13 protein-coding genes are annotated in these 12,067 nt (G+C 34.8%); all 13 read right to left on the bottom strand.

The genetic code is table 11. The features are described 5' to 3' along the window. Positions 1–23: 23 nt before the first annotated feature. Positions 24–1,370 carry a type I glutamate--ammonia ligase gene (gene glnA, locus K5Q12_RS05495; RefSeq protein WP_220742705.1) on the bottom strand — a complete coding sequence of 449 codons (1,347 nt, stop codon included), beginning with the start codon at positions 1,368–1,370 and terminating at the stop codon, positions 24–26. 45 nt (positions 1,371–1,415) lie between these two features. Next, complete coding sequence (locus K5Q12_RS05490) at positions 1,416–1,751, bottom strand: MerR family transcriptional regulator (protein ID WP_220742704.1); 336 nt, start codon at positions 1,749–1,751, stop codon at positions 1,416–1,418. Positions 1,752–1,866: 115 nt separating this feature from the next. Continuing rightward, positions 1,867–4,548: a DNA polymerase I gene (gene polA / locus K5Q12_RS05485; protein WP_220742703.1), complete on the bottom strand. Its 2,682-nt coding sequence runs from the start codon at positions 4,546–4,548 to the stop codon at positions 1,867–1,869. Positions 4,549–4,621: 73 nt separating this feature from the next. Next, positions 4,622–5,341: a Bax inhibitor-1/YccA family protein gene (locus tag K5Q12_RS05480; RefSeq protein WP_220742702.1), complete on the bottom strand. Its 720-nt coding sequence runs from the start codon at positions 5,339–5,341 to the stop codon at positions 4,622–4,624. A 137-nt stretch (positions 5,342–5,478) separates the two neighbouring features. Further along, positions 5,479–6,813 (bottom strand): UDP-N-acetylmuramate--L-alanine ligase, encoded by a 1,335-nt coding sequence (gene murC / locus K5Q12_RS05475; RefSeq protein WP_220742701.1) that lies wholly within the window; start codon positions 6,811–6,813, stop codon positions 5,479–5,481. Further along, complete coding sequence (locus K5Q12_RS05470) at positions 6,813–6,938, bottom strand: UDP-N-acetylmuramate--alanine ligase (protein WP_373306137.1); 126 nt, start codon at positions 6,936–6,938, stop codon at positions 6,813–6,815. Before K5Q12_RS05470 ends, murC begins: the two co-directional genes overlap by 1 nt. 18 nt (positions 6,939–6,956) lie before the next feature. After that, entirely contained in the window at positions 6,957–7,613 is a 657-nt protein-coding gene (gene ytpR / locus K5Q12_RS05465; RefSeq protein WP_220742699.1) for a YtpR family tRNA-binding protein, read from the bottom strand. A gap of 81 nt (positions 7,614–7,694) precedes the next feature. Further along, positions 7,695–8,369, bottom strand: coding sequence for a 5'-methylthioadenosine/adenosylhomocysteine nucleosidase (locus tag K5Q12_RS05460; protein WP_220742698.1), 675 nt, complete (start codon positions 8,367–8,369; stop codon positions 7,695–7,697). Positions 8,370–8,419: 50 nt separating this feature from the next. Further along, positions 8,420–8,716, bottom strand: coding sequence for a hypothetical protein (locus tag K5Q12_RS05455; protein WP_220742697.1), 297 nt, complete (start codon positions 8,714–8,716; stop codon positions 8,420–8,422). Positions 8,717–8,723: 7 nt separating this feature from the next. Then, positions 8,724–9,275, bottom strand: a complete 552-nt coding sequence (locus K5Q12_RS05450; RefSeq protein WP_220742696.1) for an NUDIX hydrolase — start codon at positions 9,273–9,275, stop codon at positions 8,724–8,726. Then, positions 9,275–9,499: a cold-shock protein gene (locus K5Q12_RS05445; protein ID WP_220742695.1), complete on the bottom strand. Its 225-nt coding sequence runs from the start codon at positions 9,497–9,499 to the stop codon at positions 9,275–9,277. The genes K5Q12_RS05450 and K5Q12_RS05445 overlap by 1 nt, the downstream gene beginning before the upstream one ends. 65 nt (positions 9,500–9,564) lie before the next feature. Next, complete coding sequence (locus K5Q12_RS05440) at positions 9,565–11,016, bottom strand: NCS2 family permease (RefSeq protein WP_220742694.1); 1,452 nt, start codon at positions 11,014–11,016, stop codon at positions 9,565–9,567. A 105-nt stretch (positions 11,017–11,121) separates the two neighbouring features. Then, positions 11,122–12,039 carry a glycosyltransferase family 2 protein gene (locus tag K5Q12_RS05435; RefSeq protein WP_220742693.1) on the bottom strand — a complete coding sequence of 306 codons (918 nt, stop codon included), beginning with the start codon at positions 12,037–12,039 and terminating at the stop codon, positions 11,122–11,124. Positions 12,040–12,067 lie beyond the last annotated feature (28 nt).

Here is a 12,067-nt window from a genome sequence, read left to right as displayed (position 1 = left end):
AAACATTATTTCAGATAGTTTGCTCAGTAATTTTCAAGATAAGCATCTGTTTCCCATTCTGAAACAAACTGCCTATAAGATGTATATTCGATCTTTTTAGCTTCAATAAATTTATCAGCAATATGACTTCCAATAGCTGAAATAATAATATCGTCCATCGCTAATTCGCGAACAGCAGCCAAAAGTGTATCTGGTAGATCAGTAATACCAGCCTTTGAACGTTCTGTTTCATCCATTAAATAAATATTCTTGTCTACAGAAGCCAATGGTTCAAGTTCATTTTTGATACCATCTAAACCAGCTGCTAAAATGGCCGCCAATGTTGTATAAGGATTAGCCGTTGGATCAACTGACCTTAATTCTAAGCGAGTTGACTTGCCTCTTGAAGCAGGTACTCTAACCATTGGTGAACGATTTGATGCAGACCAAGCAACATATACTGGCGCTTCAAATCCTGGTGTTAATCTCTTATAAGAATTAACAGTTGGATTAGCAAGTGCTGTAAATGCTGTTGCATGTGTCAATAACCCACCTAGGAAATTATAGGCTGTCTTAGATAGACCCATTTCATCGGCTGTATCTTCAAAAGCATTATTACTATCTCTGAACAAAGACATGTTAGTGTGCATACCAGAGCCATTGATACCTGCGACTGGTTTAGGCATGAATGTAGCAAAATAACCATTTTTTCGAGCAATTGTTTTAACCACTAACTTGAAAGTCTGAATATTATCAGCAGCCTCCAAGGCTGAAGCATACTTAAAGTCAACTTCATGTTGTCCTTCAGCAACTTCGTGATGAGCAGCTTCAATCTCAAAGCCCATCTTCTCAAGCGTCAACACAATTTCACGTCTAACATTTTCACCCATGTCTAGCGGTGCTAAATCAAAATAACCGCCTTTATCATTTAATTCTGTTGTTGGGTTCCCATTATTATCTAATTTAAAAAGGAAAAATTCGGGTTCAGTACCAACATTGAAAGCAGAAAAACCAGCTTCTTTAGCTTGCGCCAATACTTTTCGTAAAGCATATCGTGGGTCACCAGCAAAAGGTTCACGATCAGCTGTATAAATATCAGCAATCAATCGCGCTACTTTACCGCCATGACTATCAGTGGCCCATGGAAAAATCATGAAAGTTGATAAATCTGGATAAAGATACATATCCGATTCATTAATACGCACAAATCCTTCAATGGATGAACCATCAAACATCAGATTATTATCTAACACTTTATCCAATTGTGAAGTTGGGACCTCAACGTTTTTAATTGCCCCCAAAACATCAGTAAACGTTACGCGAATAAACTCAACATTCTCATCAGCAACAATTTGCTTAATTTCTTCTTTAGTGAATGACTTTCGTGCCATGGTATCCCTTTCTTATTCCAATCTTAGTAGTAAAAACGTTAACAATCAACGACCAAACCGACCAATTTGAGCAAATTCTTTTTGCAATGATCGACGTAGTGCTGATTCCGAATCATGTTTCTCCAATGCCTTGCGTTGCTGTTTAGCCAATATCTCCTGAATATCTCTAATTGAATCCCCTGCATCTAAAAAATCTTTAATTTCAAGTAGACGATCAACGTCATTTAATGAAAAACGTCTCTGCCCACCTTTACCACGATTAGGCGAAATTAAATTATTTTGCTCATAATAACGAATTTGGCGATCTGTCAGCAATGTCAGTTCGCGAACTGTACCAATTGGTAAAATTGCTAAATTTCTTCTCAGTTCACGTTCACTCATTTAACACCTCCGCTAGCATATCTATATTTTAATTTAAATCACATATTTTTGTAAATAAATGTCAGCTTTTCTAACATTAAATTAATCGTAGAAAAAAAGCATGCTATTCGCACGCTTATTTAGCATCATACCAAGTATTGCCAAAGTGGCTATCGACTTGTAAAGGGACATCGAGGGCAACTGCTGAATCCATCACACTAGTTACAATCTCTTTTAATAAATTAATTTCTGCTTTTGGTGCTTCAAATATCAGTTCATCATGTACTTGTAGTAACATGCGGGCTGACATACCATTTAATCTGAGTGCTTCGGCAACCTTGATCATAGCTATTTTAATAATATCAGCAGCTGATCCTTGAATTGGTGAATTCATAGCAGTACGCTCAGCAAAACTTCTCAAATTAAAGTTTTTTGATTGAATGTCGGGCAAATATCGTCTTCTCTTAGCAATTGTTTCGACATATCCTTGTTCATGTGCTGATGCTTTGATTTCTGACATCCACTCATGAATCTTAGGAAATTCTTTAAAATACGTATCAATAAATCGCTTTGCTTCAAAACGACTAATACCAAGATTATTAGCTAGACCAAAATCAGAAATACCATAAACAATACCAAAATTAACTGCTTTTGCTGTACGTCTCATTTGAGAGTCAATAATGGCATCATCTGACAATCCAAAAACTGCTCGCGCTGTTTCTGCATGAATATCTTCGCCATTTTTGAAAGCTCGTTGCATATTTTCGTCACCTGTAATATGTGCTAGTACTCGCAACTCGATTTGCGAGTAATCTGCTCCAAATATTTGCCAATCTTTTTGACTTGGTACAAAAGCTTTTCTTATTTGTCGCCCATCTTCTGATCGCATAGGAATATTTTGAAGGTTTGGATCAACTGAAGATAACCGTCCAGTTTGCGTTAAGGTTTGCAAAAAACGAGTATGAATCTTACTGTCATTTTTATTAACAACTGAAAGAAGCCCCACAACATAAGTAGACTTTATTTTAGCCAGTTGACGATATTCTAGAATATGCTCAACGATAGGTGATTCATCAGCTAATTTTTCCAAAACGCCCACTGCTGTTGAATAACCTGTTTTAGTTTTTTTGATGACTGGCAGTCCCATCTTTTCAAACAATAATATGCCGAGTTGTTTTGGTGAATTAATATTGAATTTTTCACCCGATTCTTCGTATATTTTTGATTCTATCTCAGTAATCCGTTTTTCAAGACTGTTCCCTATTGATAGTAATTTCTCTTGATTAATTTTGATACCTTCGTACTCCATATTTGCTAATACATGCGCTAAAGGTAATTCTATTTCTGTGTATAAATGTGTTTGCTGATGTAATTTTAACGCGGTTATTGCTGGTTCTTCTACTTTCATAATCGTATCAGCCTTATGCGCTAAATGCTGTAATAATACGCTATCATCTGATGGTATAAGAAATTTAGTACCTTTACCATAGAAGTCTTCATCAGAACTCAAATATACATCAAATCGCTGTGCTAATGTAGCTAGTTCATTGTCATTATCTGTTGTGTCCAATAAATACGCTACTAATAGAAAGTCAAAATTAACGCCTACTAAGTTAATTCCCAAACGTTTAAACAAAATAAGTTGTTCCTTAACATTGAATACGTTTTTAGTAATTGAATTATCCTCAATGATTGATTTTAATGTCTCATGCTGTAACAACTTAGTATCGCGACTGCCAAAATAGCCTACTTCGTCATTACCAATGACAAAACCAATCATTTCATCTGTATGATAATTTGACCCTGCTAGTTCAATGTGGACAGTGAGTTTACCAGTCAGTGTCTCTAAAATATCTAAATGATTTTCGCCTAAGACAGTAACGTTAATAATTTCTTCGGCATCCTCTTTATTACTTGTGAGTTGTCCAGATTTTTGCAAGGCTTTAATTTTTGCCAACTGCTTTTTAAAATCTATTTCTTGATAAAAATCTACCAATTTATCAAAATCAATACCGCGAAATTCAATTTCATCTAAGGCCAATTCAAGAACAGCATCTGTCTTTATTTCTGCTAATTGCTTAGCCATATAGGCAGAATCCTTATCATTAATCAAATTTTCTTTTAACTTTGACTGTTTCATATAGTCAATATTTCTATACAAATTGTCAATGTCGTGATAGTCATTTAGTAACTTCAAAGCTGTTTTTTCTCCAACCTTAGTTACACCCGGATAATTATCTGATGTATCACCAGTTAGCGCTTTTTTTTCAATAATTTGAAGTGGTGTCAAACCAAATTTTTCCATAATATAATCTGGTGTATAACTCTCAATTTCTGTAACGCCTTTTTTTGTCACATTAACTGTGATATTATCTGTTGCTAATTGTGTTAAATCTTGATCTCCTGTTACAATTGTTACCTCATAACCTGCTTTTTCTCCCATTCTCGAGAATGTTCCGATAATATCATCTGCCTCCAAGCCAGCTTGTTCATAATTACGTAAGCCATGTAATGCAACCATTTCTCTTAAATAAGGAAATTGTTCTTTAAACTCTGAAGGTGCTTTTGATCGCCCATCTTTATACTCAGCAAACAATTCTCCACGGAAAGTTTCTTTGCCTGATGCTGCGTCCCACGCAACAAGCGCGAGATCCGGCATCATAGGATCTACAATCTGGTCTAAGAAGTTATTAAATGCAACGAGTGCATTTGTGTGTAACCCTTTATGAGAAATCATGCGATCAAGCTGATTATACATCGCATAAAACGCTCTAAACGCTAGTGAATTGCCATCAATTAATAATAATTTTTTTGTCATGTTTTATTCCTTTACCTACTTTCTAGTGTAACAAAAAAGACAGCCTTACGGCTGCCTTAAATAATTATTTATGTTAATCTCTTGAACCACCTGCTACACCAAATATTCTCACAAGAGCAAAGAATAAGTTCACAAAGTCAAGATATAATCGAAGTGCACCATTAACAGCTAATCCTGTAGTATCTGCTTGACCAGCAAATTGACTATACATCACTTTTAATGATTGATTATCATATGCTGTATAAAGAGAAAACACAAGAACACTAACAACAGAAATTAATAACGATACAATACCATTTGGAAAAAATAAATTAATGAGCATTGCTACAATTAAACCAACTAACATGCCAAATAATGCAGCACGCATTCCAGACAGATCGCGTTTAGTAAATACGCCATAAAGCGCCATTCCACCAAACACTGCTGCTGCTGAAACGAAAGCCATCATAACCGAAGCACCAGTATAAACAGCTAACAAAATGCCAACTGTTAAACCTTCAACAACCGAAAATGCCATTAATAAACCAAAAGCTCTAGCTGGATTTTTAAACGTTGATCGTCCAATCATTGTAATAATTAATAGTTGGATACCAAACAATGCCAAGGTACCAATTAAATTACCAGCAATCAGACTAGCTACTTGTGCTAAAAAAAATTTTTCAACGATAAATCCAGTAATCGCTGTTACTAACACAGCTAAGCCCATAATACTGTATGTTTGTTTGAAGAATGCACGCATACCAGCATCCATCCCCGTCACGTCACGACGTGTATTGAAATTAAAATTATCCATTTGAGTCTCCTCACAATCACAATTAAACCAGTAAGCTTCAATTTTTGAATTCTGGTTTATACAATTATACCAAATTTTAATTAAAGTTAAATTAAAGTATTATACCTACAATAATACTGATTAAAAAATAACTGTCATCATTGCAAATCAGTTCGTAATTGTCCTAACAATTTTTCATATGCGAACTCATATTTTTCAATATCTCCAGCACCCATAAAAACCATCACAGCATTTTCATATGGCATTAAAAGACTAAGATTTTCTTCCTCAATAATACCACCAAATTTTGTAATTTCTGCTCCGATTTCTGCTGAAGTAACTGCACCTGCTTTTTCACGAGCCGAACCAAAGATATTAGCTAAATACACTTTATCAGCTGCCTCTAAACTCTTTGCAAATTCATCTTTGTAGGCTATCACGCGAGAGTATGTATGAGGTTGAAAAATAGCTATAATTTGTTTATTAGGGTACTTTTGTCGTGCAGCATCTAACGTTGCGTCTATTTCAGTTGGATGGTGCGCATAATCATCAATTACGGTGATATCTGCGATTTGCTTTTCACTAAATCGTCTTTTAACACCTTGATAACTTATCAGATGTTCACGAATTAACGATAAATCCATTTTCTCCATATAAGCTAATGCTATTACAGATAAAGCATTTAATATACTATGTTGCCCAAATAGTGGCACTGAAAATTCTCCAAGATATTCCTCATGAAATGTCACTTCAAAATGAGATCCCTGCGTGGATTTACGAATATTAGTTGCTACAAAATCATCCTTATCTGTATTTGTTCCATAATAATAAACTTTAGCTTGTGGATGTAATGTTCTGAGATGGACATCATCTCCCCAAGCAAAAATAGCTTTTTGAACATTGTCCGCAAAATCAGAAAATGCATTGGTTACATCATTAATATCTTTATAATAATCTGGATGATCAAAATCAATATTTGTTAGTATCGCATAATCTGGTTTATAGCCTTCAAAATGACGACGATATTCATCAGCCTCTACAACAAAAAATTGAGAATTAGGAACACCACGTCCTGTGCCATCTCCAATCAGATAGGAAGTAGGTGCTATATTTTTTACAACATGTGCAAGTAATCCGGTTGTTGAAGTTTTACCATGTGCTCCGGCAACAGCAATCGATGTATGCTTTGCAATTTGATTTTGTACGGCATCAGGATAACTAATCATTTTAACCTTTAATTCTAGTGCACGATGCACCTCTTCATGATTATCATCAAAGGCGTTTCCTCTAACAAAGATTGCATCTTTATTCTGATCAATATTATTTGAATCAAAAGGTAAAATACTGATACCAGCAACTTCTAACGGTGCTTGTGTATAGGTGTAGGTATCAATATCTGACCCTAGCACTGTATTCCCTTGATCATGCAAAATTTGAGCCAATGGTCCCATACCCGTACCTTTTATACCGATAAAAAAATATTTTTTTGTCATTACTTTACCTCACTGGACACAAATGTAAAATACTGTAATTCACCCTTACGCAATTCAAATATTATTTTCTTGTAATACATATTTTCATCATTCAATGTACGATAAATACGATGTGAATTTGTCATTTTTTGTCTTAACATAGTTTAATAATCCAAATCAACTAGATGATCAGTATAAAGATTATTTGCTTTTTCAAAGTCAAACACCTCGCCTACTTTTCCGAAATCATTGGGTAACACTAGTGCACCGGGTTTATCAGGCGCTTGAGGTAAGTGTAATTCACGTCCAGATACAATCATCCCACTTGAATCAACTCCTCTTAGGGCACCGTCCCAAATAATAGCACCAGATGGCATCATTGTCCCAGGTTGAGCGACAACAACAAAAATATTTTCACGCATGTTTGGTGAACCAGAAACGATTTGTAAGGTCTTACCTTGTCCAACTTCAGTTTGTGTAATGTGAAGATGATCAGAGTCAGGATGAACCGTCATCTCAACAACACGACCAATGACTAATTTATTTGACTCCAAAACTAATTGATCATCAAATCCATTTTCAGATAGTACCTTATTAAGTTTATTTATTTGTTCGGATGTTAAAGTGATTTGTCCTTTTTGATTGGTAAGATTTAATAATTCACCAATACCAAAAAAGTTAAAACCGGTAGCGATATCAGTATCTGTATCTTGAATTCGAGTGACTGATTCGGTAGAGGTTATAGATTGTTTTTGTGCATTTGGTTTTAAAATAATGACTAAGACATCTCCCAATGCCTCTTGATTGTAACTTGCTATCATTGTAAACTATTTAAACTCCTCAGTATTTGTGTTGTTTTTTCCGTCTGCTTAGAATACAAAAGACCGCTTAAGCGGTCTTACCTATACTTGTGAATCAAGATAAGCCAGTAACAGTTTAGCAGAAGCACGTCCTGCCTCAATAACGTAGTCGTCAAAAACAATACCTGAATCACCATTTGCTAAGTCTGAAACACCTCTTAAGATGATGAATGGTGTTTTATATTGTTGCGATACTTGTGCAACAGCTGCCGCTTCCATTTCAGCAACTAACGCTTTTGGAAAATGAGACAAAATTTGCTTCTTCGCCTGTTCTTGGACAAACTGATCACCAGAAACAATTAATCCTGTTTTGACATCTGTTATCGCTTTAAAATCATTGACAACTTTTTTATCTGCTTCAAAATATAATGGTTGGTTAGGTAATTGACCAAATTCATAACCAAACACAGTAACATCAACGTCGAAATACGCAACTTTTGTGCCAATAACCTCATCACCAATTTTAAGTGTGGCATCCAAAGCTCCAGCTGATCCTGTATTAACAATTAACTCAGGTTTAAATTCATTAATCATAACTGTGGTTGCTGAAGCTGCCGCAACTTTCCCAATACCGGATTCAGTCAGTACAACCTCATGATTTTTATAAATTCCAGAGGTGATTTCTGTTCCTCCATGTTGTTTTGTAACAATATTTTCTAAAGCAGCTATTAAAGCTACTTTTTCTTCAGCCATGGGAGTAATAATGCCAATTTTCATTTTGATTCGTTGCCTTTCAAGTTGTTATACATGTCATGTTTATTTTCAAACTAATTTACAAGAAAAAAATAGGCGTAGGTTGCTATAATCAACACAATTAAAAAAATAATTGTGAGATTATAACGATAAGTTAATCTCTTAGATTTTCCTTGTGGTGTTAATTTACCATCAGAGCCAAGCTGATAACGTCCTTTTCGCGTCAGTCTCATTTCTTCTCTTGTTTCTGGTGACACAACTGTTATGTTTAAAGGATGTTCTTTAGCATAAGCTTTTTCAACACGTTTACGTTCTTTTTCTCGTTTTTTTTGCTCTTTTTTTATGGATTTACGTGATAATTCGTCAGACATATTAAATTTAACCTCTTATGTATGACCAATATAGAAAAGCGGTCATCGTTTTCTGATCAGTTAACTTGCCGTTATCAAACAAAAATTTCATATCCTCAAAAGACAACGTAACTAAATCAATTGATTCACCAAGATCACGTGGCAATTGTTCACTTTTATCAATATCTTTTAATTCACGTGCAATATACAAATGCATATATGCATCAGAAAAGCCAACTGTTTCATAGAAACTAGCCGCTTGTTTGATGTCATTTGAAGTCATTCTTAATTCTTCATTTAACTCTCGCAAAACAGCGTGTTGTGGACTATCAAAATCCCGTTCATCTAATTTACCAGCTGGAATTTCAAGTGTAAAATCTTCAATAGTCGCACGATATTGCTTTTCTAAAATAATACAATCATCATCAGTTAACGCAATAATAGCAACAGCAGGAACATGACGTACTACATCACGTTGTGACTGCTCTCCACTGTACAACTTTACTTGCTGTTTTTCAACATTAAATATCGGACCATGATATACTGACTCACGACTTATTATAATTTCACGCTCTGCCATCAGACTTCATATGCTTTCTTAATAATCGGCTTAACTTGAGCAGCTTGCGGTGCTTTAAACCCCTGAACAAGCACATAACTAACTTTTTCGCCTTGTTGTAAAACCTTAAATCCTGGTACATCTATACCATTAAAGTGAACAAAGACATCATTACCGCCATCATCTGGTGTAATATAGCCATATCCACGTTCTTTTTGCCAAATTTTTACTATTCCTGTTTTCATAATATTATTGTATCAAAAAAAACCGCTTCATTGGCGGTTTTTTTGTAGATATACTTGCCACAAGTTCAGGACATAAATGCTAACACAACAAAATTAATTAAAAAGAATATTGACACAACGATTATAACAGGAGAGATGTCTTTTACTTTTCCTAAAGCTAATTTAACAATAATAAAAAACAAAAATCCTGCAGCAATGCCATATGAAATAGAATAAGAAAATGCCATAAAAATAGATGTGAAAAAGGCAGGAATAGCGATTTCAATATTTTCCCAAGATATTTTTTTGAATTCACCCATCATCATAATACCAACTAAAATAAGCAAAGGAGATGTTGCAGCAGCTGGTACAACACCAACAAATGGTGCAAAAATAATCATGGCCAAAAATCCGACAGCAGTGACGACATTGGCAAGCCCAGTTCTTGCACCTGCTGCAACACCTGCTGCAGATTCGATAAAGGTTGTTGTATTTGATGTCCCAGCAATTCCTGCAAAAGCAGTAGTAAATGTGTCTACTACTAACGCGCGATCCATTTTAGAATTAAATCCTTTATCCTCTTCAAAAGATTTAGTATCTGCCTGAGAAAAAATACCTGTTTGATTCCCAATACCAATTAAAGTCCCAATAGCATCAAATAAACCAGTCAATCCCATGGCAAAAATAGTGATGATAGCTAATGAAGCATGATGCCAGTTTGTAAATAAGGAGCCAATTCCTTTTGATCCTAATGCTTGACCAAATATAGAGCCTAGTGAAGAGAATGCTGACCCAATAGAAGTTCCTGATTGTATATGTGTATTAGTAACCCCCATAGGTATTCCTACCAATGTTGTAACAATTAACGTTATTAAAAATGCTCCAGGTACTTTTCTAATAACCAAAATTAATAATAAAATAAACCCTATTAAGGCCAATAAAACTGAATGATCATTAAACTTGGTCAACTCTGGTGTAATGCTACCATTGGCTAAAATTGAATGCACTATTACTTCAGATTTACCATCATATGGTTTATCATTTAGTAATTTGATATTATTACCATCAATTAAAAAATTTAGAAATCCAGCATTTTTTAAGCCAATATAGGTGACAAACATACCAATCCCACCGCCAATAGCTGCTTTTAACTCTTTTGGAATTCCTTTGACAATAGCTCTACGTCCATGTGTTAAAGTAATAATAATATCCACAACACCGACTAAAAAGACAATTGCAAGCGCTTGTTGCCAGCTGAATCCAAATCCAAAAACAATTGTATAAGTAAAATACGCCTGCATCCCAATTCCCGGTGCTAAGGCAAAAGGAACATTTGCAAAGAGACCCATAAATAATGTTCCAAAAACGGCAACAATAATTGCTGCTAAAAATACTGCTTGAGCTGGCATACCAGATTGTCCCAGTATTTGTGGATTTAAAAAGAAAATGTACGCCATTGATACAAATGTCGTAATGCCTGCCAATACTTCTTGACGTATTGTTGTTTTATTCTCTTTCAACTTAAAAAAATTAGACACGTGTCTTTCTCCATTTCATATAAAAATCCGTTCATCTACAAAGATGAACGAATTAATTTGATACAGTCACAACTAACTACTTATTTATTTTAACATTTATACTTTCTATTTTCTCAAATATTCAATCTTTGGATTGAATTTAGCACCGTTCATTGTGCCTTTAATGATAATTTTTAGTTTTTCATTACGGTATTTCACTTTCGGCCAAAACAGTGTCTTCACAAAATCTATGCCAGTATGCGCCAATGTTTTAGTTAGTCTTACAGCAGATTTTCGCCGACGCGATGTCAGAATACGATTTCGATACTCATATAAATATCTTGGTAAACGATTCTGATTATTTTCGTTAAAAATGGCTCCAGGACTAGCATTAGTTTGACTAGCATGAACAACAATCGAACTACGTACAAAAATGCCCTCTGCTACTCTTGCTGCTCTATCTGTATACTCAATATCATCTCCCCAAACGAAATATTCTTTTTGAGGTAATCCAATAGCCTGGACAACTTCTCGTTTGAAAATTGTTGACACAAAAGTAGCGTTTCTAAGTTTCACCCATTCAGTGTTATTATTTAAAATACCTGAAGAACCATCTTGGAGAGCTGCTGGTACATTCATTTTGGACCAATTACCGTCTGTCCAAATAACTTTACTAGCTCCCCAGCCAGCTTGTACATTATTCTTGAACATTTCCATCAATTCACTCAAAGCATTTTCTTCCGGTAATGCATCATCATCCATAACCCAAACAAAATCATCTTGTGTCTGCTCAAAAAATAATCTAATCCCTCTGTTGAATCCACCTGCACCACCGATATTTTTCGGTAAATGTTCAATAATAATTCGCTTATCATCAATGCTATCTAAATATTCACCAGTGCCATCTGTACTCGCACCATTTATGATTATAAGATGTTTCAAAGTCTTACTTTTCTGTTTTAAAACACTTTCAATTGCACTTTTCAATAAATTCAGTCGATTGTATGTCACAATAACTGCCGAGACTTTTTGATTATTAACCATTAAATTTCCTCTAGTTATTTTATTTAAA

This window comes from Leuconostoc palmae (genome assembly GCF_019656075.1).
GTDB classification, from domain to species: domain Bacteria; phylum Bacillota; class Bacilli; order Lactobacillales; family Lactobacillaceae; genus Leuconostoc; species Leuconostoc palmae.
This window is presented reverse-complemented; position numbering and strand designations above follow the sequence as displayed.